This is a genomic window from Lichenicoccus roseus (assembly GCF_005844085.1).
Lineage (GTDB): Bacteria > Pseudomonadota > Alphaproteobacteria > Acetobacterales > Acetobacteraceae > Lichenicoccus > Lichenicoccus roseus.
On record NZ_VCDI01000001.1, the window covers coordinates 705,041 to 728,790 of the forward strand.

Here is a 23,750-nt window from a genome sequence, read left to right on the forward strand (position 1 = left end):
CGTCTGGTGCGTATCGGCTAGTGCGTCTTGGGCAGCCGGGACGGCGATTTGCGGCCCGGCTTTCCGGCAGGCGCCGGTTCGGCATCGGCCTCGACATCAGGTCCCGCGACCTTGTTCATCCGCGCCGAAGCCTCGATCAGCGCATCCGTCAGCACCAGCCGGGCGCGGCGCAGTTCACTGAGCGGCAGCGCAACCTCGGTGCCATCGTCGAGACGCATCCGCCCGACACCATCCTCGCCACCCAGCACGATGCCGGCGAAGCGCTTGCGCCCGTTGATCGGGATGTTGACCTCGGCACGTGCCTGATGACCGGCGTACCGGTTCCAGTCCTTCAGGCGGGTCAACGGCCGATCGATCCCGGCGGAGCTTACCTCGAGTTCCCATTCCCCGGGGATCGGATCCTCGACATCCAGCACCGCGCCCACCGCACGGCTGATCGCCTCGCAATCGCCGACGCCGATCAGGGTGCCGTCGGCGCGATCGGCCATGATCTGCACGGTCGGCCGATCCCGTCCGAGCACGGCAACGCGCACCAGCTCGAAACCCATGTCGGTGATCGCCGGCGTGATCAGCTCGGCGATGCGAGCTTCCAGTCCGACGAGATGAGGCGGTTCATGATCCAAGGGTGCGCGATTATCCGGGGCAGTAGGGTTGGCCAAAGCAAAAAAGGCGGCCTTTTCAGGGCCACCCTCCGGGAGATACGGAAGATCAGGATTGCGGGTTATCTAGTCCCGTGGGCCCGGCGTGGCAAGAGCCTGATCAAGACCCCGGTAGCGGTAGGCCAGCACGGCCACGATCCAGGCCGCGATGAACACGCCGATCACGATGAAGCCGATGCTGCCGAAATTGTCGTTCATCCGGTCCATCCCCTGCCAGAACCAGCCGGACAGGCCGAACTCGTTGCCGATCAGGCCGAGTGCCTCGATGCCGCCGATCAGCACCGCCACCACCACCGATACCAGCGTGATCACCAGGTTGTAGTACAGCTTGCGGATCGGCTTGATGAAGGCCCAGTCGTAGGCGCCCAGCATCAGCACGCCGTCGGTGGTATCGACCAGGGACATGCCGGCGGTGAACAGCGCGGGCAGCACCATGATCGACCAGACCGGGATCCCCTGTGCCGCCTGCGTCGCAGAGATGCCGAGCAGCGCCACCTCGGTCGCGGTGTCGAAACCCAGGCCGAACAGGAAGCCCAGCGGGTACATGTGCCAGGAGCGGGTGACCAGGCGGAACAGCGGCCGGAACAGCCGTGCCAGCAGGCCGCGGCTGTTGAGCAGGATGTCGAAATCCTCCTCCACGAAGTGCCCGCCCGCGCGCACGTGTCGCCAGGTGCGCCACACCGACGCCAGGATCACCAGGTTCGCCGCCGCGATGGCAAACAGGAAGAGGGCGGAGACGCAGGTGCCCACGATGCCGCCCACCGCCTTGAACCGGTCGAGATGATGCCCGAGCGCGGTGGCGGTCGCGGCGACGCCGGCAGCCGCCAGGACCACCACGGTGGAATGCCCCAGCGAGAAGAACAACCCGACGCTGACCGGCCGCCTGCCCTCCTGCATCAGCTTGCGGGTGACGTTGTCGATGGCCGCGATATGATCGGCGTCCACCGCATGACGCAGGCCGAAACCGTAGGCCAGCAGGGCGGTCCCGAGCAGCAGCGGATGGTGCCAGAACACCAGCAGCGCCCAGCCCCAGACGGCGAGGTTGACCAGCGCGAGCAGGCTGTAGAGGCCGATGATGGACGCGCGCAGCGAATGCTGCGGCTGCCGCCGCTCGTCGAACACGGACCTGATCAGGGTCAACATCAGCGTCTCCAAGCCAGCCGGGCCCGGACGGAGCTACCGTCCAGCCCGGCCAACGCCACGCGCCAGCCGCCGTTCGGCAAGGCGCGCAAGGTGCACGAACGGCAGCCCGAGCAGCAGGTAAGCCGCGCCGATCAGCAGCCCGGTGCCGAAATAGTCGAAATAGGTGGTCGACAGCCGGACGTAGGTCGAGCTCAACTCGGTGAGGGTGATCACGCTGACCAGCGAGCTGTCCTTCAGCAGGGATATGAAGTCGTTGGTCATCACCGGCACCACCAGCCGGAACGCCTGCGGCACCACCACGTATCGCAGCGCCTGCATCTGCGTCATGTTCAGCGCCACCGCGGCCTCGACCTGGCCGTGCGGCACCGACTGCAGGCCGGCGCGATAGTTCTCCGCCTCGTAGGCGCCGTAGTTCAGGCCGAGCGCCACCACCCCGGCCACGAACGGTTCGAGCCGGATGCCGAGCCCGGGCAGCCCGTAGAAGATGAACAGGATCTGGATCAGCAGCGGCGTGCCGCGCACGATCTCGACATAGAGCATCGCGAGGATGGCGAGGGGACGCGGGCCGTAGCGCCGCGCGATCGCCAGCACAAGGCCTACCGCCACCGCGAGGACCATGGCGCAGGCCGAGACCAGCAGGGTCAGGCCGGCGGCGCGCGCCACCAGCGGCAGGAAGCTCGCATAGCGGCGCAGCCGGTCGCCGAGGCCGGGGATCGGTGCGGTCGCCTCGAGATAATGCCGCCACGCGGTTGGCGGCTCGACAGGTCCCGGACCGTTGGCAGGCGCGAGGTTCCAGCGCCGCAGGATGCGCTGCAGGGCGCCGTCGTTCTGCATGTCGCGCAGCGCCTGGTCGACCTCGCCGCGCAAGGCGTCGCTGCCGCGTGCGAAAGCGATGCCGTAGGCCAGGGTGCCGACCGGCGCGCCGACCAGCTTCAGCCTGGGATCCGGGGCGGCGTAGTAGAGCGCGATCGGCCAGTCGAGCAGCACCGCGTCGAGGCGGTGCGCGACCAGATCCGAATAGGCATTGGTCTCCTCGTCGTAGTAGCGCACCGCGATCTGCGGCTCGCCCTGCAGGATGCGGTCGGCGAGGCTCGCCTTCAGCGTGCCGACGACATGGCCATGCAGCGCATCGAGGCTGTCGAGGCCCGACTGGCCGCGACGCACCACGATCTGCTCGAAGGTCCGGTAATAGGGGATCGAGAAATCCACCGCCTGCCGGTGTTCCGGGGTGATCTCGATGCCGTCCATGGCGGCGTCGTACAGGCCGCGCTGCAGGCCCGGGATCAGCCCGTCCCAGTCGTTCTGCACCATCACCGGATCGCGCCCGATGCGGTGCGCGATCTCCGCCATGATGTCGGTCTCGAAGCCGGTGAGACGCGACGGCGCCGCCGGATCGTGGAATACGTACGGCGCGCCGGACTGCGCGTCGGCGCCCCAGTGCAGGTCCGTGGCGTCGGCCGGGAGGGTTGCCAGCAGCAACAGGCAGCAGGCTGCCAGCAGCGTCCTCACAGGAAATGCTTCAGGAAACGACGCGTGTCGGCATGCGCGGGCGCGGCGAACAACGCGGCCGGCGTCGCGATCTCGACGATGCGGCCCTGCTGCATGAACGCGATGCGATCCGACACCGCGCGGGCGAAGCGCATCTCGTGCGTCACCACGATCTGCGTCATGCCGTCGCGATCGAGCTGGCGCATGACCTCCAGCACCTCGTCGGTCAGCTCGGGGTCCAGCGCCGAGGTCGGCTCGTCGTACAGCATCACCCGCGGCTCGGAGGCCAGGGCACGCGCGATCGCGGCGCGCTGCTGCTGCCCGCCGGAGAGGGTCGCCGGATAGCGGGCCGCCATGTCCGCGAGGCCTACCTTGTCGAGCAGCGCCCGGGCCCGCGTCTGGGCCTGCTCGCGCGGCAAGCGCTGCACCACCCGGGGCGCCAGCATGACGTTGTCGAGCACGGTGCGGTGGGCGAACAGGTTGAACCCCTGGAACACCATGCCGACACCGGCGCGCAGCCGGTGCGCCTGCTCCTCGTCGGCGCGGCTCCAGCGTCCACGCTGCCGGTCGATGCCGATCCCGGCCACGCTGACGCTGCCCGCATCCGGGATCTCGAGCAGGTTCAGACAGCGCAGGAAGGTCGACTTGCCGCAGCCGGACGGGCCGATCAGCGAGACCAGTTCCCCCTCGGCCACGTCAAGCGAGATGCCTTGCAGCACCGCGGTGCCGTTGAAAGCTTTGTGTATGTCGTGTGCCCGAACGATGGCCGGCCCGGATCCCTCCAGGCCGGCGGCATCGCTCAAGTCAGTCTGCCAAGAGCGGCCGGATCAGGCCGCCTGCGCCATGCCGCGCAGCACGTACTGCAGGATGCCGCCATGCCGGTAGTACTCGACCTCGTCGAGCGTATCGACCCGGCAGACCACCGGCACGTCCTGCCGGCTGCCGTCGGCACGGGTGATGGCGAGCGTCAGCGTCATGCGCGGGGTGATGGCGCGAAGCCCCTCGATCGAGACGGTCTCGTCGCCGCGCAGACCAAGCGTCTCGCGTGTGGTGCCCTCCTGGAACAGCAGCGGCAGCACGCCCATGCCGACCAGGTTGGAGCGGTGGATGCGCTCGAAGCTTTCGGCGATCACCGCGCGGATGCCGAGCAGCACGGTACCCTTCGCCGCCCAGTCGCGTGACGATCCCATGCCGTATTCCTTGCCGCCGAACACCACCAGCGGTACGCCTTCCGCCTTGTAGCGCTCGGCCACGTCGTAGATCGCGCCCTGCTCGCCGGACGGGTAGTGCTTCGAGATGCCGCCCTCGACCCCCGGCACCATCTCGTTCTTGATGCGGATGTTGGCGAACGTGCCGCGCATCATCACCTCGTGGTTGCCACGACGCGACCCGTACGAGTTGAAGTCGTGCTGCAAGACCTGGTGCTCGCCGAGATAGCGCCCGGCGGGCGAACTCTTCTTGATCGAGCCGGCCGGCGAGATGTGGTCGGTGGTGATGTTGTCGCCGAGCAGCGCCAGCACCCGCGCGTTGTGGATGTCGTTGATCGGCGCCGGCTCCATGGTGATGCCCTCGAAGTAGGGCGGGTTCTGCACGTAGGTGGAGCCGCCGTCCCAGAGATAGGTCTCCGAGCCGGTCGCCACCTTCAGCGCCTGCCACTCCTTGGTGCCACGCCCGACCTGGCCGTAGCGCTCGATGAACTGCTCGCGCGATATGGAGGTCGCCATCAGGTCGGCGATCTCCTTGTTGGAGGGCCAGATGTCACGCAGGTACACCGGCTTGCCGTCGGACGAGGTGCCGAGCGACACCGTGGTGATATCCTCGCGGATGTTGCCGAGCAGCGAGTAGGCCACCACCAGCGGCGGGCTGGCGAGATAGTTGGCGCGCACGTTCGGGCTGATGCGGCCCTCGAAGTTGCGGTTGCCGGACAGCACCGATACCGCGACCAGCTTGTTGTTCTCGATGGCATCCACGATGGCGTCCGGCAGCGGACCCGAGTTGCCGATGCAGGTGGTGCAGCCATAGCCCACGGTGTTGAAGCCGAGCGCGTCGAGTTCCGCCGACAGGCCGGCGCGGTCGAGATATTCGGTCACCACCTGCGAGCCGGGTGCCAGCGACGTCTTCACCCACGGCTTCGGATGCAGCCCCAGCGCACGAGCCTTGCGCGCCACCAGTCCCGCCGCGATCAGCACCGCCGGATTGGAGGTGTTGGTGCATGAGGTGATCGCCGCGATCACCACGTCGCCGTGGGTGATCTCGTAGTTGGAGCCGGCGACGGCGGCCCTGGTGGACACGTCGTTGGCGGCGACCCCGAGGCTCCTGGTCAGCTCGGCGTTGAATGCGGTGGCGGCATCCTTCAGCGCCACCCGGTCCTGCGGACGCTTGGGTCCGGCCAGCGACGGCTCGATGCTGCCGAGATCGAGTTCCAGCGTGTCGGTGAACACCGGATCGGGCGTGGCGGCGGTGCGATACATGCCCTGCGCCTCGAGATAGGCGCGGGTCAGCTTGATGCGATGCTCGTCGCGGCCGGTCTGGTGCAGATACTCGATGGTAAGATCATCCACCGGGAAGAAGCCGCAGGTCGCGCCGTATTCCGGCGCCATGTTGCCGATGGTGGCGCGGTCGGCGACCGGCAGGTGGTCCAGTGCCGGGCCGTAGAACTCCACGAACTTGCCGACGACGCCCTTCTTGCGGAGCATCTGCGTCACCGTCAGCACCAGGTCGGTGGCGGTGGCGCCCTCCGGCATGCGGCCGGTCAGCTTGAAGCCGATCACGTCGGGGATCAGCATGGCGATCGGCTGCCCGAGCATGGCGGCCTCCGCCTCGATGCCGCCGACGCCCCAACCGAGCACGCCCATGCCGTTCACCATCGTGGTGTGGCTGTCGGTGCCATAGAGGGTGTCCGGATAGGCGAAGGTCTCGCCGCCGACGCTGCCGGTCCATACCGCCTGGGCGATGTATTCCAGGTTCACCTGGTGGCAGATGCCCGCACCCGGCGGCACCACCGAGAAGTTCTCGAACGCCTCCTGGCCCCAGCGCAGGAACGCATAGCGCTCGCCGTTGCGCTCGAACTCGGTCTCGACGTTGCGCTGCAGGCTGTCGGCGGTGCCCGAGTAGTCCACCATCACCGAGTGGTCGATGACCAGATCGACCGGCACCAGCGGGTTGACCTTCTGCGGATCGCCGTTGAGGCGGGTGATGCCGTCGCGCATGGCGGCGAGGTCGACCACTGCCGGCACGCCGGTGAAATCCTGCATCAGGATGCGGGCCGGCTTGAACGGAACCTCTTTCGTGGAGCTTCCCGCCTTCAGCCAGTCGGCCACGGCGTGCGCGTCGGCTACCGAGTAGGAACGGCCGTCCTCGAAGCGCAGCACGTTCTCGAGCAGGACCTTCAGGCTGACCGGCAGCCGGGTGACATCGCCGATGGTGGCCTGGGCTTCGGGAATGGAGAAATAGTGGTAGGTCTTGCCCTCCACTTCGAGCGTCTTGCGCGTGTGCAGGCTGTCGTGACCGACCGACTTCATTCTGTTCCCCTCCGAGGGCGTGCGACGCCTGCAGTGGGGCGTCATGGGCTGCGGCCCGTTGCCGGGTCTCGAACCGCTTGAACATAAACCTACCGGCAGGCGAGACAAGCGCTGCGGCCGGACTGCCACCGTCGGGACTGCAGGCATCCGGGCTGGTCGTGTTCCGGGGCGAGCGACTGGTGCTCGACGGGGTCGACCTGCAGTGCGCCCCCGGCGGGGCGGTGCTGCTCACCGGGCCGAACGGCGCCGGCAAGTCGACCCTGCTTCGCGTGCTGGCCGGATTGCGCGCCGCCGATGCCGGCAGCCTGTCCTGGAACGGCATCCCGGTGGCCGATGACCTGCTCGCCCATGCCGGCCGGGTCGCCTATCTAGGCCACCAGGACGCACTCAAGCCCGGCCTCACCCTGGAGGAGAACCTGCAGCTGGCGTGCATCCTCGGCGGCGGCGATCTCGAGGCCGCGCTGGCCGCGGTCGACCTCGTGCCGCTGCGGCAGGTGCCGGCCCGCCTGCTGTCGGCCGGCCAGAAGCGGCGCGCCGCCCTCGCCCGCGTGCTGCTGCTGCAGGCGGCGATCTGGCTGCTGGACGAGCCCAGCCTCGGCCTCGACCGGCACGCCGTCGGGCTGCTCGGCGAGCTGCTGTCGCGGCATCGCGCCGCCGGCGGCCTGGCGGTGGCGACCACCCATGTGCCGTTGCCGCTACCGGACGCCGCCATCCTGGCCCTCGAGACGGTCGTCACCCAGGATGTGCTGGAACCGCTGGCTTGACCTCCCCCGTGCGTCGATTCCGCGCGCTGGTGGCGCGCGACCTCCGCCTCGCGTTGCGGCACGGCGCCGATACGCTGGGCGCGGTGCTGTTCTTCCTGCTGGCCGGCAGCCTGTTCCCGCTTGCCCTCGGCCCGTCGCCCGAGCTGCTGCGACGCATGGCCCCGGGCATCGTGTGGGTCTGCGCCCTGCTCGCCGCCCTGCTGCCGCTGGACCGGCTGTTCGGCGCCGAACTGGAGGATGGCGCGCTCGACCAGCTCATGCTCAGCGGCCTGCCGGCGCCGGCGATCGCACTCGCCAAGATGGCGGCGCACTGGCTGACCACCGGCCTGCCGCTGCTGCTGGCGGCCGGACCGCTGGGGCTCATGCTCGGCATGCGCCTTGCAGTGCTGCCGCTGCTGCTGGCCGGCCTTGGCCTCGGAACGCTGGTGCTGTCGCTGATCGGCGGGATGGCGGCCGCCATCGTGCTGGGTGCGCGACGGGGCGGCGTACTGCTGCCGCTGCTGGTGCTGCCGCTGGCGACCCCTGCCCTGATCTTCGGCGCCGCAGCCGTCGATTCCGCACAGGCCGGGTTGAACTGGAGGCCCGACCTGCTGTTGCTTGCGGCGTTCCTCGCCGGCGGCCTGCCACTCTGTCCGCTCGCGGCCGGGGCGGGACTACGGGCGGCGGTCGAGTGAGCCAGGGTCGCATGCTGCTCGCGGGACGAGAACAAAAAGGGATCGAAACGGATCATGGATCGGGTTTCATTAACCTCGCTCCTGTATCCATCATGACCGTGACCAAATGCCTTAGCCAAACGACCTCAACCTAACCCAACAGCTTCAGGAGCCTTCGCCATGCTGATCGAGACAATCCTGGACCAGAAAGGTCGCGACTGCGCGACGATCCGGCCGGACGCGCCGGTCTCCGCCGCCGTCGCCATCCTGTCCTCGCGCCGCGTCGGCGCGGTCGTGGTCGAGGATCTGAAGGGCGCCATCGTCGGTATCTTCTCGGAGCGCGACCTGGTCCGCCTGCTCGCCAAGCGCGGCCGCGACGCCCTGGACCTCAAGCTGCGCGAGGCCATGACTTCGCCGGTGATCACCTGCAAGCCGTCCGACCGGATCGACCAGGCGCTGGCGATCATGAACAACCGCAAGGTGCGGCATCTCCCGGTGGTCAGCAACGGCAGCCTGGCCGGCATGATCAGCATCCGCGACATCGCCCGCGTGCAGCTCTCCGAGAAGGAGAACGAGGCCGCCGTGCTACTGGACATCGCGCGCCTGCACGGCTGAACTGAAGGCTCCCACGCAGCAAGGAGCCAGATGATGTCCGGATCAGCCCCGGAGCCGTCGCAACTGACCCCGGATCAGGCGCTCGACCTGCTGCGCGAGGGGAACCGCCGATACCGCGCCGGTTCGCCAATCCAGCCGGAAGCAATCAGCCCGGAACAGCGGCTGGCCCTGGCCAAGGCACAGCAGCCGTTCTGCGTGCTGGTCGGCTGCTCCGACAGCCGGGTCCCGCCGGAACTGCTGTTCGGCCGCGGCCTTGGCGAGCTGTTCATTGTCCGCAACGCGGGCAACGTGGTCGATCTCGCGGCGATGGGCAGCATCGAGTACGGCGTCCTGGTGCTGGGGGTGCCCCTGATCGTGGTGCTCGGTCACGAGCGCTGCGGCGCGGTCAAGGCGGCGCTCGACGTGGTCGAGAACGACACCATCTACCCGGGCAGCATCGGTCAGATGATCGAGCCGATCATCCCGGCGGTGCTGCAGGCGAGCCGCCCCGGCGTCACCGAGGGGGACGACCTGCTCGACCGGTCGGTGCGTGCCAACGTGCGACGCATCGTGCAGCGCCTGCGCACCACCGAGCAGATGCTGATCGAGCCGCAGCGCGAGGGCCGGCTCAAGATCGTGGGCGCCCGCTACGACCTGGACGACGGCAACGTGGAATTCTTCGACTAGGCCGGCGCGCCGGATGCCGATCCCCACGGCAAGCCTCCGGGGGGATCGCATCTGCATCATCGGGTTCGGGGCAGCGTTCCTCGCCTTGCCCAAAACAGTCGACGGATCGCCTCGCCTCTGCAAGAAGCAGCCTGCCACCAGGCCTCGTGCAGCCGTTCCGGAGACGTCCCCTGTTCCAGCTTGATCCGCACGCAGCTCCCTCGCCGTGCGACCACGTGGCCTCCGAGAAGCCGCTACGCATCCTCGTCACCGGCGCCGCCGGCCTGCTCGGCGCCGAACTGGTCGGCCTGCTCGCCGATCGCGGCCACTCGGTGGTCGGGCTGGTACGCCGTAATCGGGAGTTGGCGCGAAACGACCGCACCCCGCTTGCCGTCGGGCAATGGTCCGGCGCCGCCCCGGCCGACGGCTGCATCGCGGTGCTGTCCGGCGATGTCAGCCAGGACCGCCTCGGCCTGTCTCACGACGAGTACGAGGCGCTCGCCGGCTCGCTCGACCTGATCATCCATTGTGCCGCGGTGGTCGGGTTCAGCCTGGATCCGGACGCATACCGATCGGTCAACGTAGGCGGCGCCCGCACCGTGATCGCGCTGGCCGAGCATGGCACCCGGACGGCAGGGGTCGAGGCGATCCCGCTGCTGCATGTGAGCACCGCCTATGTCTGCGGCGAGCGCAGCGGCGCCATCGGCGAGGACGATCTGGACGTCGGGCAGCACTTCGCCAACGGCTACGAGTCGAGCAAGGTCGAGGCCGAGCAGCTGATGCACCAGGCCCGCGCGCGCGGTGTTCCGGTGGCGATTGCCCGGCCCTCGATCGTGGTGGGCGCCTGGAGCGATGGCGCCATACGCAGCTTCGAGAACATCTATGCGATGATTAGGCTGTTCGCGCAGGGCCAGGTCCGCACCCTGGTCGCGACCGAGGATGCCACCCTCGACCTGGTGCCGATCGATCATGTCTGCGCCGGGCTGGTCGACATCGCCGAGCGGATGCCCGACGCCGCCGGGCAGACCTTCCACCTGGTGGCCGAGCGCCCGATACCGGTGGCGTTGCTGACCCGGCTGGCCGGGCATTATCCGCAATACGAGGTTCCGCGTCTGGTCTCGCCGGCGGAGTTCCGCCCGGACATGATCGGCGAGGCCGAACGCTGGCTGCACGACCAGGTCAGGCTGTCTTTCGGCAGCTACCTGTGCCGGGACCCGCGCTTCGCCGCCGCCAACCTCGAAGCCCTGTCGGGACGGCGTTGCCCGCCGACCGATGCGCTGTTCCTTCGCCGCCTGGTGGATCACTGCATCCTGGCCGGCTTCCTGCGCAGCGGCGGCAACCGCCGGTCACGCAGCAACCGCAGCGAAGCCGCACTGGCCTGAAGGCTGCCTGCTCAGGCCTCGCGGTACCAGAGCAGGATCACGCCGACCAGGACGAAGCAGAGCGGCCACGTCCAGCCGGCGATGCGGCTGCCCTTGCCCGGCAGCCGCAGCTCGAGCCAGCGGGCCCAGCCTGCTGCGATGCCGGCGATGGCCAATGGCGTATGGGTCAGCTCGATCAGCATGGCGTCCTTGACGTTGGCGATCTGGTGGCTGTGGGTGAGAAGCAGCGCACCGCCGGCCGCGACCATGAGCGGGAACACCAGCGCTGCTCGCTGGCTGCGCAGCCGGCCCGTGCGCACCGCCCACTCGAACAGGGCGAACACCAGGATCAGCACCACGAAGATGCGGTGCTGCAGCACCTCGACGTCGCGGAATGCCGCCATGAAGTCCTCGTCGCCAAGCGGCCAGACCTCGGGATCCGAGCGCAGCAGCAGGAACAGCGCGAGGCCGATGAACACCAGCGGCCAGTGCCGTGCCCAGCGCAGCCAGGGACGCCGCGCGCTCGCCTGGCTGAGGAGCGCCAGTCCGCCGATCAGGATCACGAACAGGCCGGCCCAGTGGTGGTTGTATTCCGACCAGGCGATGTCCTCGGCGTTGCGCGGCGGCAGCACGCCGTCGCCCGGCACACTCGCTGGCGACACCGCCTGGTGATGCTGCTGCGCCTCGCGGTCCAGTTGCGCCTGCAGTTCGGGGATCGCCAGCGCGTCATGGTCGGGCGAGGCAAGGCGTGGCCAGACCGGGGCGTTGCGCTGCAGGATCTCCTGCCAGGTGACACGGTCCTGGGTGAGATCGACCGCCGGCGGCACCGAGGTCAGCGAGGCTGCTGCAAAGAAGATCGAGAAGCCGATGCCGATCTCGACCTCGGCGAACCGCTTCATGCGCACCACCGAGGCCCGTGGATCGCGGCGCAGGCGCTCGGTCACCAGGAAGTTGGCCGCGCCAAGGGCCAGCAGCATGCCGAACATGGCGATCTTGGCGCCGACCATGACGCCGAAGGCGGTGCCGTAGAAGGCCGGCAGCGAGCCGATATAGACGATGAACATGGTCGTGCCGGACAGCAGGATGCAGCCGACGCCTGCCATCGACAGCCGCGAAAAGCGGGCACCCACCAGGCGCCAGCCAGCGCCGTCCTGCACACGCGCCAGCGCCAGCACGAAGCAGGGGATACCGCCGATCCAGATCGCGGCGCCGAGCTGGTGCAGCCATTCCACCGCAAGCAGCAGCAGGCTCGGCTGCAGCCGGGCGGCGGCATGCGTGGTCATCGTCGCAGCAGCCAGCTCGACCGCGCCGAGCGCCAGCAACACCAGTCCCGTCGCGCGGTCCGGCGCGCCGCGCGTTGCCAGCAGCAGGACGATCAGCGCGGCGCAGGCGACCTTCACCAGGGCGGCAACCGCGAAATTTGCCTGCATGACGTCAAGGAACGGCAGGTCCACGGTCTGCATCAGCACCGCGACCTGCAGCCCGTTGCCGAGGATCTCGACCACCGTCATGGCAACGGCGCTGTACAGGGTGATCCGGGTGGCGCCGCGCAGGATCGCATCACCCTCGGCGAGACGGTGCGCGAACGGTCGTGCCAGCAGCACCAGGAACAGCACGCCGCCCAGGGTCATCGACTGCGCGACGATGGTCAGCCCGTGCAGGACGATGCTCAGGTAGCCGAAAAGATCGACCAGCAGCGACATCTGGCGGCTTCCGTCGGCTCAGTGGGCGCCGGCTGCGACGCTGAACGGCACGTCGCCACGGGTGATGTGGCCATCGAGCGCCAGCGCCTGCCAGCGCAGCGTGTAGTGGCCGGGCGCAAGATCGACCTCAGCATCGAGCGCGTTGGCCTCCGCATGCGTCGATTGCCGGAGCACCATCGGCTTGGCGGACGGCCCGACCAGGGTCAGACGCGATCGCTTGTGGTCGATGCGCGAATTGTAGTGGAAGCTGAGGGTCTGGTGGCCAGCCGGCATCGTGCCGTCCGGCTTCGGCGTGCTGTCGATCAGGATCGCATGGGCGGCCGCCTGCAGCGACAGGCCGGAGACGAGCATCGCGACCAGAGCCGCGAGACGAACGAGACGCAGAGTCATGCAGATAATCCCGGGCTGTCGAGGAGAGCGGCCGGCATGTGCCGTGGCGACGCGTCTAGGACAGATGCTCTGCCGTTGGAACAGCCGCCCGTCGGCCCGGCTTGGTTTCCTCCTCGTGTGTGGCCCGATCCTGGCGAATCCAACCGGGGCCGCCGCCCAGGGCCTGGTGGCGCCGGTCGCCGCGCGCTGCATCAGTTCGCCGTTCGGATGGCGCCACGCGGTCGGGCCGCACGCGCCGGCCGGGATGCATGACGGCATCGACTTGCCGGCCCCGGCCGGGGAATGGGTGCATGCGGTAGCAGACGGTACCGTAAGCCACATCAGGCGACGCGGCATCGGCGGGCTGCAGGTGTTCATCGTGCACCCGGGCGGCCTTACATCGCTCTACGCCCATCTCGGCAGCGTCACGCCGGCGCTCGCGGAAGGCCGCACACGTGTCCGGGCGGGCGACGCGATCGGCAGGGTCGGACGCTCCGGCGTGACCTACGGGACGCATCTGTTCCTGGCGCTGTTCGCGGCGGGCCGGGCGGTCGACCCGAACCTGCTGCTGCGGCTGCCGCGCTGCTAGACCAGCGCGGTGCCGGAGGCGCTAGATGTAGTGCTCCGCCAGCGGCGCGAAGCCGTTGAAGCGGGTCGAGCAGTAGGTCGAGACATAGGCGCCGGTCGACAGCAGCTCGACGCGCTCGCCGCTGGCAAGATCCAGCGGCAGACGGTAGTCGCTGCGCTCGTACAGGATATCGGCGCCGTCGCAGGTCGGGCCGGCAATCGCCACCGGGCCGGTGCGGCCGCCATCATGCGGCGTGCGCATCTGGTAGCGGATAGACTCGCCCTCGGTCTCCGCGAGACCACCGAACCGGCCGATATCCAGGTAAACCCAGCGCTTGCCGCCGTTGGCCTGGCTGCTGTCGCCGCGACGGCTGACAAGCACCACCTCGGACGACACCACGCCGGCATCGCCGACGATGTACCGCCCCGGCTCGACCAGAAGCTCCGGCAGCGCGTTGCCGAACGCCGCCGTCAGCGCACGGGTGATCGCGAAGGCGAACTCGTCGATCTCCGGCACGTCCTCGCGGTAGCGGGTCGGAAAACCACCGCCGAGATTGACCATGCGGATGTCGAGCCCGGCCTGCACCAGGTCGGTGAACAGCATGCCCACCCGGCCGATCGCCGCCTCGTAGGCGTCGGTGGTGGTCTGCTGGCTGCCGACATGAAAGGACAGGCCGAACGGATCGAGGCCAAGCTCGCGCGCCTGCAGCATGAGGGCGTGCGCGTGCTCGACGGTGGTGCCGAATTTCCGCGACAGCGGCCACTCGGCGCCGGCGTTCTCGACCAGAATGCGGCAATAGACCCGACTGCCGGGCGCATGACGCGCCAGCTTGTCGAGTTCCTCGGCGCTGTCGAAGGCGAACATCGGCACGCCGGCTGCGTGCGCCCGGACGATCGACGACACCTTCTTGATGGTGTTGCCGAACGAGATGTCGGAGGCACGGGCACCGGCCTGCAGGCAGAGCTCGATCTCCTCCCACGACGCGGCGTCGAACGACGAGCCGAGCGAGGTCAGGCGCTCCAGCACCGGCATCGCCGGGTTGGCCTTCACGGCGTAGTAGATGCGGGCCAGCGGAAGTGCGGCATGCAGCTCGCGATAGCGCTCTTCGACGCGATCGACATCGACCACCAGGCACGGCGTCGCCGGAGCCTGGACAGCAAGATATTGGGCGATTTTCGGAGTCATCGCGCCCTAGCTCCCATCTGTGTCATCCACCTTTTTCAAAGGCGATGGACGAGTTGCGAAACGGTCGAACGGACCAGCGAACCAAGACTGGGGCCCATGACGGGGTCCCGATTGCCAGAACGCTTGACGTCGTTGCGTAACCTCAGAGGGCCAGTGGCACGTGCGTTGCTGCGTGAGGGTCGATATGGGACCAGTTGCCCCTCGATGCAACCGGAAATCGTGCTCGCGACTTCATACCTTACAAGCGCATAGCGCATCCTCGAGGGGCGCCAGCACGGGAGGCCGCTTTTGCAGACCACCGGAAGTCTTCAGCCCGATCGCACGCGGGTCGATCAACAGCAGGGAGATGCCGGGCACGACGCCCAGGCCCACGCCCCGACCGCCCGTGAGCAGCAGCTCGGCCGCCACGCCAGCGTCCCGACGCAGATCCCGTGGAGCGGGTGGAAGATGGTGCTGAAGCGCACTTTCTCCGAGATGATCTCCGACCGCATCGGCCTCGCTGCCGCCGGTTGCGCCTTCTACGCGACGCTCGCCCTGTTCCCGGCGATCAGCATGCTGGTCTCGATCTACGGCCTTGCCTTCGATCCGCAGACCGTCGAGCCGCAGATGCAGGTGCTGAAGCACCTCCTGCCGGGTCCCGCCTACGAGCTGATCGGCGACCGTATCCACACGCTGGTGAGCAAGCCGCATACCACGCTGACCATCAGCCTGATCATCAGCGTCATGATCACGCTGTGGTCGTCATCGGCCGGCACCAAATCGATGCTGGCGGCGCTCAACATCGCCTACGAGGAGAAGGAGAGCCGGTCCTTCATCCGCTACCAGCTGACTGCGCTCGGCATGACCCTGGGTGCGATCATCGGCGCGGTGCTTGCACTCGCACTGGTGGTATTCCTGCCGGCGGCACTCGACTTCATCCCGGCGCAGTTGGGCCTTGCGGTGATCGAGGCCCAGACGCAGTTCCTGATCCGGATCGGCAGCCCGCTGGTGATGGTGATCTTCGTCGCCGCCGCCTTCTCGACCCTCTATAAATTCGGGCCGTCCCGGCAGGAAGCGCGCTGGCACTGGATCACGCCCGGCTCCGTGGTCGCCACCGTGCTCTGGCTGATCGCCTCGGCGGGATTCTCCTACTATGTCGGCCACGTGGCCAGCTACGACGCCACCTATGGACCGCTGGGCGCGGTGATCGGCATCATGATGTGGTTCTTCGTGACCGCCTACGTCGTCCTGCTCGGTGCCGAGTTGAACGCCGAACTCGAGATGCAGACCGCGCAGGACAGCACGACCGGGGCCGCCAAGCCGATGGGACGGCGCGGCGCCTACGTCGCCGACCACGTGGCCGACGGCTAGGAGAACGGCTTCCGGCGGGTCAGCGTCCGGAGTTCGCGATCGCCTGGCTGCTGGTGTCGCCGTCGGGTGCCTGGGCAACCTCGACCGGCAGTTCGGACGGCAGGATGCGCTTCACCGTGACGGTATTGACCCCGTCCTCGACCATGCCGATGCGCTGCGCCGCCGCCCGCGACAGGTCGATGATACGGTCGGGACCGGCATACGGGCCTCGGTCATTCACCACCACCACGACCGAGCGGCCGGTGTTCTCGGAGGTCACCAGGACATGGGTGCCGAGCGGCAGGGTACGGTGGGCGCAGGTGAGCTGCGCCGAATCGAAGCGGTCGCCGCTTGAAGTCCGGCGGCCCTGAAAGCCGCGCCCGTACCAGCTCGCAAGACCGCTCTCGGTGAAGGCGTTGCGCGCCACCGCCGCTGCCAGCCGGGCCTGGCGGGCCAGGGCGGCATGCACGGAACCGGTCCAACTGGTCGCATGGAACGGAGAGGCAGCCGCCGCGATCGGAGCGGTCGTCACCTCCGGCAGGGCCGCATGGGCGCCTGCCGGGCCCAGGGCACTCAGCGCGAGCGCCCCGCAGGTGGAGAGGAACATGGCGCGCCCGACCCGAAGGGCGCGGCTGATACGGGTCTCGACGGTCACGGTCCGGTGATCTCCTGCAGTGTTGGAGTATTAGACAAGCACCTAATCCAGAAGATCAAGCTTAAATCGGCACAGACCTGATCGCCGGCGGTGTCCGGCACAGCATCGGTGCCGTGCTCCAGACCCTGCGGCGGCCAGAAAATTCGCCAATGCCCACGACATGATCCTGGCAGGCAAACATTACTCATGCGCTGACAGCATGTATTTTGTGCAGCGCAAGAAGCTTAGTTTCCCAGGTGTCACACTGTGACAAATCGGCATGCATAGCCCTGGAGGCCATGCCGGCACGCTGTGGCTGCGGCGCATCCCTCCCCTGCATCACCGGGCTCGCCGCTTGGACAGCGGGACGCGACATGCTAACCGCCCCGTGATGGGCCCGCCTCTTATCGCCGTCCTGAACGGACCGAACCTGAACATGCTCGGCCTGCGCCAGCCTGCCATCTATGGCCGGGCGACGATGGACGATCTGGAGCAGGTCTGTATCCAGGCGGCTGAGCGCCTGGATGTCGCCATCGACTTCCGCCAGACCAACGGCGAGGGTGAATTGATTTCTTGGGTGCACGAATGCCGGGGCCGGGCGCGGGGAATAGTGATCAATCCGGGGGGCTACAGCCACACGTCGATCGCGCTGATGGACGCGCTGATGGCGGTGGAGCTGCCGGTGATCGAGGTCCACATCTCGAACATCCACCGGCGGGAGGAATTCCGCCGGCACTCCTACGTTTCGCAGGCAGCGCTGGGCGTGATCTGCGGGCTTGGGGTTCGTGGCTACGCGCTGGCGCTGACGGCAATGGCGGACACAATACTGGACGAGGACGATCGATGAGCCGCCTGCTGCTGGACGCGGAAACCATCCGTGCCCTGGCCGACATCTTGACCGAAACCGGCCTGACCGAGATCGAGATCGCCGAGAAGGACAGTCGCATCCGGGTTGCCCGCGCGCCGGCCACCGTGCAGGCGTTCGCGCCGGCACCGGTCGCCGCGACGCCCGCCACCGCACCGACGGAGCCTGTCCAGGCAGCGGCCACCGACCCGGCGCGGCATCCCGGCGCAGTCAAGAGCCCGATGGTCGGCATCGCCTACCTGTCGCCGGAGCCGTCGGCGCCTGCCTTCGTGGTCGAGGGCCAGCAGGTCGCGGCTGGCCAGACCCTGATGCTGATCGAGGCGATGAAGACCTTCAACCAGATCAAGGCGCCCAGGGCCGGCACCCTGCGGCTGCTGCTGGTGGCGTCCGGCGCGCCGGTCGAGTTCGACGAAGTCCTCGCGGTGATCGACTGATCTTGGCCCCGGTCATGTTCGAGAAGATCCTGATCGCCAATCGCGGCGAGATCGCTCTGCGTATCCTGCGCGCCTGCCGCGAACTTGGCATACGCACGGTGGCGGTACATTCGACCGCTGACGCGGACTCGATGCATGTCCGGCTCGCCGACGAGAGCGTCTGCATCGGGCCGCCGGCCTCGCGCGACAGCTATCTGAACGTTGCCGCCATCCTGACCGCAGCCACCATCACCGGGGCCGATGCGATCCATCCCGGCTACGGGTTCCTGTCCGAGAATGCCGACTTCGCGGAGACGGTGGAGGCGCACGGCCTGACGTTCATCGGCCCCTCACCCGCGCACATCCGCATGATGGGCGACAAGATCACCGCCAAGGCGGCGATGCGCTCGCTCGGCGTGCCGCTGGTGCCGGGATCGGACGGCGCGTTGCCGGATCTCGAGACGGCACGTACGGTCGCGGCCGAGGTCGGCTATCCGGTGCTGATCAAGGCCGCAGCCGGCGGCGGCGGGCGCGGCATGAAGGTCGCGGCCTCCGAGGCCGAGCTGGAGGAGGCCTGGCGCGTGGCGCGCACCGAGGCCAAGGCCGCGTTCGGCAACGACGAGGTCTATCTGGAGAAGTACCTGGACAAGCCGCGCCATATCGAGCTGCAGATCCTGGCCGACATGCATGGCGCCGTGGTGCATCTCGGCGAACGCGACTGCTCGCTGCAGCGGCGGCACCAGAAGCTGCTGGAGGAGGCCGGCTCACCGGCACTCTCGCCCGCCGAGCGGGATGCCATCGGGGAGACCGCGACGGCGGCGCTGCGCACGCTCGGCTACCGGAATGCCGGCACGCTGGAGTTTCTCTACCAGGACGGCCAGTTCGCCTTCATCGAGATGAACACCCGGCTTCAGGTCGAGCATCCGGTCACCGAGATGGTCTGCGACATCGACCTGGTGCGCGAGCAGATCCGCATCGCCGCCGGCGCCCCGCTCGGCTACGGCCAGTCGGACGTCCGCTTCAGCGGCCACGCCATCGAGTGCCGCATCAATGCGGAGGATCCGGAAACCTTCATGCCGACCCCGGGCCGGGTCGAGATGTTCCACCCGCCGGGCGGCCTCGGGGTACGCATCGACAGTGCGCTTTATGCCGGCTACGTCGTGCCGCCCTACTACGACAGCATGGTGGCGAAGCTGATCGTGCACGCTCCGACCCGCGAACAGGCGATCAGCCGTATGGAGCGCGCGCTGGACGAGTTCGTGATCACCGGCATCCGGACGGTCATTCCGCTGCACAAGCGGATCCTGGCCGATCCCGGCTTCCGCTCGGGCGACTACACCATCCACTGGCTCGAGCAGTTCGTGGCCCGGCAGAACACCTGAGCGTTCTGCCTCCCGGCAGCCGGAGCCGGGGCCATTAAGGGAAAATCAATCCGTCGCCGCTAGGCTTCCTGACGACGCCATCCGGCGCTGGCGACCGTTGCCTGCGATCGTGGCGATCACCAGCAGGTGCCCGCGCATGTTCGGCTTGTTCTCCTCCAAGACTGCCCGCGACAATGCCAGCAAGGCGGAGTGGCTTACCTCGCTCTCGAACCATGCCGGCGTAGGCCTGTGGGACGCGGTGCTTTTCGCCGGCGATGCCATGCATGCGAAATCGTGCTGGACCTGGTCCGCCGAGTTCCGCCGGCTTTGCGGCTTTGGATCCGTCGCGGAGTTTCCGGATGTCGTGCAGTCCTGGTCGGACAAGCTGCACCCCGACGACTCCGCCCGCGTATTCGGCCTCTTCGGCGCTGCGCTGGCGAAGGGCAGCCTCTACGAGGCGACCTACCGGCTGCGCGTGCGCGATGGCTCGTATCGCTGGTTCCTCGCCACCGGCGGCGTGCTCCTGGGTTCCGACGGCAAGGCGCGCCGCGCCTCCGGCTCGCTGGTCGACATCCACGAGCTCACCGTGTCGCAATCGACGCAGCGCGCGGCCCGCGGTGCCATGGCCGGCAGCTTCCAGACCAGGGTCAGCAGCCTTGTGGCCGCGCTGTCGTCGGCGGCGACCGGCCTGGAGGCCAGCGCGCGGACCATGACCGCAAGTGCCGACCAGGGCAATGCGCAGGCGGCGACCATGGCCACCGCCTCCGCGGCCGCAAGCGTCGGCGTCTCCACGGTAGCCGCTGCCGCCGAGGAACTGGCCGCGTCGATCGGCGAGATCAGCCAGCAGGTGGCGCACTCGGCGCGCATCACCACGCGCGCCGTAAACGACGCCCAGCGTACCGACGTGATCGTACGCGCACTGTCGGACGGCGCGCAGAAGATCGGCCATGTCGTCGGCCTGATCACCAACATCGCCGCCCAGACCAACCTGCTGGCACTCAACGCCACCATCGAGGCGGCGCGCGCCGGAGATGCCGGCAAGGGCTTTGCGGTCGTCGCCTCCGAGGTAAAGAACCTGGCCAGCCAGACCGCCAGGGCCACCGACGAGATCGGCACCCAGATCGCCCAGATCCAGGCTGCTACCGAGGAGGCCGTCGTTGCCATCCGCGGCATCCTGGCGACCATCGAGGAGGTGAGCGCGATTGCGGTGAATATTTCCGCCGCGGTCGAGGAACAGGGTTCGGCCACCGCCGAGATCGCACGCAACGTGCAGCACACCGCGCAGGCGGCGCGCGAGGTGACCACCAACATCGATGGCGTCACCGCGACGGCAACCCGTAGCGGCAGCGCCGCGAACGAGGTGCTCGCCTCGGCTGCCAACTTCTCGCGTCAGACCGAGCGGCTCAGCTCCGAGATCGAGAGCTTCGTGGCTGAGATCAGGGCCGCCTGACCGCGGTCAGGCGGCGGCGCGTCCTATTCCTCGTCGTACCGGACCAGGGCGGTGACCGGGATGCCGAGCTTGCTGCGGCCGTTCAGGAAGCCGAGTTCGATCAGCACGGCCGATGCGACGACATCGGCGCCGACCTTCTGCAGCAGCTTGATCGCTGCGGCCAGGGTGCCACCGGTGGCGAGCAGGTCGTCGACCACGACCACGCGCTGACCCGGCTCGATGGCGTCCTCCTGGATGTGCAGGCTGTCGCTGCCATACTCCAGCTCATAGGTGAGCGAGACGGTGCGGCCGGGCAGCTTGCCCGGCTTGCGCAGCATCACGAAGCCGCAGCCCAGCTTGCTCGCCAGCGGCGCCGCGAGCAGGAAGCCACGGCTCTCGACGCCGGCCAGCAGGTCGGGCCGCCCAGGCGCCACCGCCCTCGCCAGACGTCCGAGCGCCACCTGCCAGGCATCCGCATCGCGCAGCAGGGTCGAGATGTCGCGAAACATCACGCCCGGCTTCGGGAAGTCCGGAATGCTGCGGATGTGCTGCTTGAGGTCCATCATGGGCTGGGATCCGTGCGTCCGTGCGTGTGCGGGCCTCTACAGACAACGCCCGTCGGCGGCAAGTTCCGCCGCCGACGGGCGTCCGGTCAGGCCGCCTCGCCGGTAAAGCTGGTGATGCCGACCTTCTCGGCCACCAGGGCCGCAAGCTGGGCGCGCCGAAACGGCTTGCCGAGCAGGGTGGCGGTGTCGGCAAGCGCCCCGTCGGGCGCCCCTTCGGCATCCGAGTAGCCGGACATGAAGATGACCTGCAGGTGTGGATGGATCTGCCGGGCCTGCTCCGCCAGGGCGCGGCCGTCCATGCTGCCGGGCAGCACGATGTCGGTCAGCAGCAGGTCTAGCGGCCGATCGCGCAATCCGATGACGCGCAGCGCCGCATCCGGGTCCGCCGCCTCGCTGACCCGGTAGCCGAGCTCACGCAGGATCTCGGCCGCGATCTCGCGTACCGCCGGATCGTCCTCGACCACCATGATGCTCGGACGGGTGCTGGCCGGCGGTGCCGACGGACGCCTGGCCGCCAGCCGCACCGGATCGGAAGCCGCCGGGATCGCTGTCGCGGGCGGAAGGTAGAGCGCCACGGTGGTGCCCTCGCCGGGCCGGGACCGGATCACGACGGCACCGCGGGACTGCCGGGCGAAGCCGAACACCATGGCCAGGCCGAGTCCGGTACCACGCCCCTCCGGCTTGGTGGTGAAGAATGGCTCGCAGGCACGTGAGAGCACCTCGCTGCTCATGCCCTGCCCGGTATCCGACACGGCGACCCGAACGTAGTCGCCCGGCTCCAGGTCGAGCGACCGCGCCTGCAGCATATCCAGTGCCTCATCCGCCGCCTCGATGGACAGCACGCCGCCGGCAGGCATCGCGTCACGGGCATTCAAGGAGAGGTTCAGCAACGCGCTTTCGAGCTGGGCGATGTCGACCGCCGCCGGACGCAGCTGCGGCGTCACGGCGACATTGATGGCGATCGCCTCCCCGATGACCGGACGGAGCAGCGACTCCAGCCTTGGCAACGCCACCGAGAGCTCGACCGCCGTCGGTGCATGCGGCTCACGCCGAGCGAAGCCGAGCAGCTGCCGGGTCAGCGCCGCACCGTTTTCCGCCGCCTGGACCGCACGCCGGACCTGCTCGGCAGCCGCCTGCGACCGCTCGCTGCCGGCGCCGAGCAGATCGCCCGGCAGCATCTCCAGGCTGCCAAGAATGACGGTGAGCAGGTTGTTGAAGTCGTGCGCGATGCCACCGGTGAGCTGTCCGACCGCCTGCATCTTCTGCGCGACGCCCAGCATGCGCTCGGCCTGGATGCGCTCCGTCATGTCGGTCAGCGCCAGCACGAAGCCGCCGCCCTGCATCAGCGTGCGGCGGATTTCGATGTTGCGCTCGATGAGGCTGCCGATTGCGACGCCCGCCGATGCGCGTGCTCCGGCGGGCTGCCCACGGCGCTGCGGCACCGCACGCTCGTATACGACCGGGGTCCGCCCCGGATCGGGCAGGTCGCGGCGGATTTCCGCCAGCGGCTCGAGAAAGGCACCGTTGCCGGCACAGAGATGGCTCTCCAGCGCGTCGTAGCTCAGGCCCTGCTGCAGCAGGGCGGCCGGCAGATCCAGCATCTGCCGCAGCCGCATGTTCCAGTTCAACAGCCGGCCGTCGGCGCTGAACACCGCGACCCCCTGGCTCAGGCTGTCCAGGCTGCCGCGCAGCTGTAGCGCCAGGGTGCGCTGCTCGCTTTCCGCCCGCTTCAAACCGCCCCAAGCACGGCGCAGCATGAGCCAGGCGACAAGAAGTCCGCCCACTCCGGCCACCGCGACCGCGGCGGCAATCCAGCGGACCATCAGGAAGCCCCGCGAGATCGCGTCGACCAGGCGCTGGCGATGACCCTCCAGCTGATCGCGCAAGGTCGCGACCTGATCCGCGACCTCGCGCACCAGTGGCATGCCGTGCCGGATATGCTGTTCGAGAAGCAGTGATGGGGCCATCCCGGAGCCGCGCAGCGACACCTCCTGCGCCAGCACCGCCTGCCGTTGGCCGATGAGCAGGATCAGCGTGGCGACCTGCGGATAATCCTGGTCCCTGCCGCGAGTCGCATCGTCCCAGCCGCGTGGTGCCTGGGTGGACGCGAGGTCCGACAGCCGTGCCAGCAGGACCGTGGTCCTGAGGTCGGCAGCCCGGTAGGCGAGCATGTCCGGGCCGGCGCCATCGAGCAGGTAGGCCTGCTGGCTGCGCTCGGCATCCCGTAGCGACACGCCGAGCCGCTCGACCAGGTGAATGCGATCGGAGGCACGAAAGGCGGCCAGGCGCATCTGCTGCGATACGACCGATACGTGCCAGCCCCAGATGCCGAGCGACACCATCAACAGGATCAGGGCGACCGGGCTGAACCATCTCAGGCTCTGCATAATCGATCCACGCATCCGCCCTCCTGAGCGCCGAGGTAGGAACAGACCCGTCCGGTATCTCGATGGCGGCAGGCTAGCCTATAACAAAACGG

The 23,750-nt window shown here is 68.5% G+C and carries 22 protein-coding genes; 11 read left to right on the forward strand and 11 right to left on the reverse strand.

Annotated features, from left to right (window positions below; genetic code table 11):
• Window positions 1–17: 17 nt before the first annotated feature.
• From rimP to acnA, 5 genes are all read right to left on the reverse strand, one after another.
• Window positions 18–623, reverse strand: a complete 606-nt coding sequence (gene rimP / locus FE263_RS03140; RefSeq protein WP_138324468.1) for a ribosome maturation factor RimP — start codon at window positions 621–623, stop codon at window positions 18–20.
• A gap of 102 nt (window positions 624–725) precedes the next feature.
• Window positions 726–1,802: a HoxN/HupN/NixA family nickel/cobalt transporter gene (locus FE263_RS03145; protein WP_138324469.1), complete on the reverse strand. Its 1,077-nt coding sequence runs from the start codon at window positions 1,800–1,802 to the stop codon at window positions 726–728.
• A 33-nt stretch (window positions 1,803–1,835) separates the two neighbouring features.
• The gene (locus FE263_RS03150) at window positions 1,836–3,311 is read right to left on the reverse strand and encodes an ABC transporter substrate-binding protein/permease (RefSeq protein WP_138324470.1); all 1,476 of its coding nucleotides are present in this window, start codon (window positions 3,309–3,311) and stop codon (window positions 1,836–1,838) included.
• Window positions 3,308–4,093, reverse strand: coding sequence for an amino acid ABC transporter ATP-binding protein (locus FE263_RS03155; RefSeq protein ID WP_408886136.1), 786 nt, complete (start codon window positions 4,091–4,093; stop codon window positions 3,308–3,310). The genes FE263_RS03150 and FE263_RS03155 overlap by 4 nt, the downstream gene beginning before the upstream one ends.
• Before the next feature lie 24 nt (window positions 4,094–4,117).
• The gene (gene acnA, locus FE263_RS03160; RefSeq protein ID WP_138324471.1) at window positions 4,118–6,811 is read right to left on the reverse strand and encodes an aconitate hydratase AcnA; all 2,694 of its coding nucleotides are present in this window, start codon (window positions 6,809–6,811) and stop codon (window positions 4,118–4,120) included.
• Window positions 6,812–6,894: 83 nt separating this feature from the next.
• On the opposite strand from acnA, the gene ccmA reads away from it, so the two are divergent.
• The 5 genes from ccmA (at window position 6,895) to FE263_RS03185 (ending at window position 10,870) form a co-directional block, all read left to right on the forward strand.
• Window positions 6,895–7,575 carry a heme ABC exporter ATP-binding protein CcmA gene (gene ccmA, locus FE263_RS03165; protein WP_456306564.1) on the forward strand — a complete coding sequence of 227 codons (681 nt, stop codon included), beginning with the start codon at window positions 6,895–6,897 and terminating at the stop codon, window positions 7,573–7,575.
• 8 nt (window positions 7,576–7,583) lie between these two features.
• Window positions 7,584–8,249, forward strand: a complete 666-nt coding sequence (gene ccmB / locus FE263_RS03170) for a heme exporter protein CcmB (protein WP_138324911.1) — start codon at window positions 7,584–7,586, stop codon at window positions 8,247–8,249.
• A 159-nt stretch (window positions 8,250–8,408) separates the two neighbouring features.
• Complete coding sequence (locus tag FE263_RS03175; protein ID WP_138324472.1) at window positions 8,409–8,843, forward strand: CBS domain-containing protein; 435 nt, start codon at window positions 8,409–8,411, stop codon at window positions 8,841–8,843.
• A 33-nt stretch (window positions 8,844–8,876) separates the two neighbouring features.
• A complete protein-coding gene (locus tag FE263_RS03180) occupies window positions 8,877–9,509 on the forward strand; it encodes a carbonic anhydrase (protein WP_205880238.1) in 633 nt (210 codons plus the stop codon).
• A 215-nt stretch (window positions 9,510–9,724) separates the two neighbouring features.
• A complete protein-coding gene (locus FE263_RS03185) occupies window positions 9,725–10,870 on the forward strand; it encodes an SDR family oxidoreductase (protein WP_171033901.1) in 1,146 nt (381 codons plus the stop codon).
• Window positions 10,871–10,881: 11 nt separating this feature from the next.
• On the opposite strand, the gene FE263_RS03190 is transcribed toward FE263_RS03185, so the two are convergent.
• Window positions 10,882–12,552, reverse strand: coding sequence for a copper resistance D family protein (locus tag FE263_RS03190; RefSeq protein ID WP_138324475.1), 1,671 nt, complete (start codon window positions 12,550–12,552; stop codon window positions 10,882–10,884).
• A gap of 18 nt (window positions 12,553–12,570) precedes the next feature.
• On the reverse strand, window positions 12,571–12,942 hold the full coding sequence (locus tag FE263_RS22005) for a copper resistance CopC family protein (protein WP_171033902.1): 372 nt from the start codon (window positions 12,940–12,942) through the stop codon (window positions 12,571–12,573).
• 115 nt (window positions 12,943–13,057) lie between these two features.
• On the opposite strand from FE263_RS22005, the gene FE263_RS03200 reads away from it, so the two are divergent.
• Window positions 13,058–13,510, forward strand: coding sequence for a M23 family metallopeptidase (locus tag FE263_RS03200; protein WP_171033903.1), 453 nt, complete (start codon window positions 13,058–13,060; stop codon window positions 13,508–13,510).
• A 21-nt stretch (window positions 13,511–13,531) separates the two neighbouring features.
• Here the strand turns inward: FE263_RS03200 and FE263_RS03205 are convergent, their stop codons facing one another.
• Window positions 13,532–14,674: a type III PLP-dependent enzyme gene (locus FE263_RS03205; RefSeq protein ID WP_138324477.1), complete on the reverse strand. Its 1,143-nt coding sequence runs from the start codon at window positions 14,672–14,674 to the stop codon at window positions 13,532–13,534.
• Window positions 14,675–14,962: 288 nt separating this feature from the next.
• Between FE263_RS03205 and FE263_RS03210 the strand changes: the two genes are divergently transcribed.
• Window positions 14,963–16,024 carry a YihY/virulence factor BrkB family protein gene (locus FE263_RS03210; RefSeq protein ID WP_240758958.1) on the forward strand — a complete coding sequence of 354 codons (1,062 nt, stop codon included), beginning with the start codon at window positions 14,963–14,965 and terminating at the stop codon, window positions 16,022–16,024.
• A gap of 19 nt (window positions 16,025–16,043) precedes the next feature.
• Here FE263_RS03210 and FE263_RS03215 read toward each other — a convergent pair whose 3' ends face one another.
• Complete coding sequence (locus tag FE263_RS03215; RefSeq protein ID WP_240758959.1) at window positions 16,044–16,658, reverse strand: septal ring lytic transglycosylase RlpA family protein; 615 nt, start codon at window positions 16,656–16,658, stop codon at window positions 16,044–16,046.
• A 370-nt stretch (window positions 16,659–17,028) separates the two neighbouring features.
• Here FE263_RS03215 and aroQ point away from each other — a divergent pair, with 370 nt between their 5' ends.
• The 4 genes from aroQ to FE263_RS03235 all read left to right on the forward strand — a co-directional run bounded on the left by aroQ (window position 17,029) and on the right by FE263_RS03235 (window position 20,726).
• Window positions 17,029–17,484, forward strand: a complete 456-nt coding sequence (gene aroQ / locus FE263_RS03220) for a type II 3-dehydroquinate dehydratase (protein ID WP_138324915.1) — start codon at window positions 17,029–17,031, stop codon at window positions 17,482–17,484.
• The gene (locus tag FE263_RS03225; protein ID WP_138324478.1) at window positions 17,481–17,936 is read left to right on the forward strand and encodes an acetyl-CoA carboxylase biotin carboxyl carrier protein; all 456 of its coding nucleotides are present in this window, start codon (window positions 17,481–17,483) and stop codon (window positions 17,934–17,936) included. The genes aroQ and FE263_RS03225 overlap by 4 nt, the downstream gene beginning before the upstream one ends.
• A 14-nt stretch (window positions 17,937–17,950) precedes the next feature.
• Window positions 17,951–19,297: an acetyl-CoA carboxylase biotin carboxylase subunit gene (accC, locus tag FE263_RS03230; RefSeq protein WP_138324479.1), complete on the forward strand. Its 1,347-nt coding sequence runs from the start codon at window positions 17,951–17,953 to the stop codon at window positions 19,295–19,297.
• A gap of 136 nt (window positions 19,298–19,433) precedes the next feature.
• A complete protein-coding gene (locus FE263_RS03235) occupies window positions 19,434–20,726 on the forward strand; it encodes a methyl-accepting chemotaxis protein (protein ID WP_171033904.1) in 1,293 nt (430 codons plus the stop codon).
• A 23-nt stretch (window positions 20,727–20,749) separates the two neighbouring features.
• Here FE263_RS03235 and FE263_RS03240 read toward each other — a convergent pair whose 3' ends face one another.
• Together FE263_RS03240 and FE263_RS03245 are read right to left on the reverse strand one after the other, a co-directional pair.
• Entirely contained in the window at window positions 20,750–21,268 is a 519-nt protein-coding gene (locus FE263_RS03240) for an adenine phosphoribosyltransferase (RefSeq protein ID WP_138324917.1), read from the reverse strand.
• A gap of 89 nt (window positions 21,269–21,357) precedes the next feature.
• Window positions 21,358–23,673, reverse strand: coding sequence for a response regulator (locus tag FE263_RS03245; RefSeq protein WP_138324480.1), 2,316 nt, complete (start codon window positions 23,671–23,673; stop codon window positions 21,358–21,360).
• Between the last annotated feature and the right edge of the window lie 77 nt (window positions 23,674–23,750).

Excerpts from the sequence above, each read along its gene's own strand:
- FE263_RS03145 (WP_138324469.1), bottom strand. The coding sequence starts at position 1,802 with ATGTTGACCCTGATCAGGTCCGTGTTCGACGAGCGGCGGCAGCCGCAG.
- acnA (WP_138324471.1), bottom strand. The coding sequence starts at position 6,811 with ATGAAGTCGGTCGGTCACGACAGCCTGCACACGCGCAAGACGCTCGAA.
- FE263_RS03175 (WP_138324472.1), top strand. The coding sequence starts at position 8,409 with ATGCTGATCGAGACAATCCTGGACCAGAAAGGTCGCGACTGCGCGACG.
- FE263_RS03180 (WP_205880238.1), top strand. The coding sequence starts at position 8,877 with ATGTCCGGATCAGCCCCGGAGCCGTCGCAACTGACCCCGGATCAGGCG.
- FE263_RS03190 (WP_138324475.1), bottom strand. The coding sequence starts at position 12,552 with ATGTCGCTGCTGGTCGATCTTTTCGGCTACCTGAGCATCGTCCTGCAC.
- FE263_RS22005 (WP_171033902.1), bottom strand. The coding sequence starts at position 12,942 with ATGACTCTGCGTCTCGTTCGTCTCGCGGCTCTGGTCGCGATGCTCGTC.
- FE263_RS03205 (WP_138324477.1), bottom strand. The coding sequence starts at position 14,674 with ATGACTCCGAAAATCGCCCAATATCTTGCTGTCCAGGCTCCGGCGACG.
- aroQ (WP_138324915.1), top strand. The coding sequence starts at position 17,029 with ATGGGCCCGCCTCTTATCGCCGTCCTGAACGGACCGAACCTGAACATG.
- FE263_RS03225 (WP_138324478.1), top strand. The coding sequence starts at position 17,481 with ATGAGCCGCCTGCTGCTGGACGCGGAAACCATCCGTGCCCTGGCCGAC.
- accC (WP_138324479.1), top strand. The coding sequence starts at position 17,951 with ATGTTCGAGAAGATCCTGATCGCCAATCGCGGCGAGATCGCTCTGCGT.
- FE263_RS03235 (WP_171033904.1), top strand. The coding sequence starts at position 19,434 with ATGTTCGGCTTGTTCTCCTCCAAGACTGCCCGCGACAATGCCAGCAAG.
- FE263_RS03240 (WP_138324917.1), bottom strand. The coding sequence starts at position 21,268 with ATGGACCTCAAGCAGCACATCCGCAGCATTCCGGACTTCCCGAAGCCG.
- FE263_RS03245 (WP_138324480.1), bottom strand. The coding sequence starts at position 23,673 with ATGCGTGGATCGATTATGCAGAGCCTGAGATGGTTCAGCCCGGTCGCC.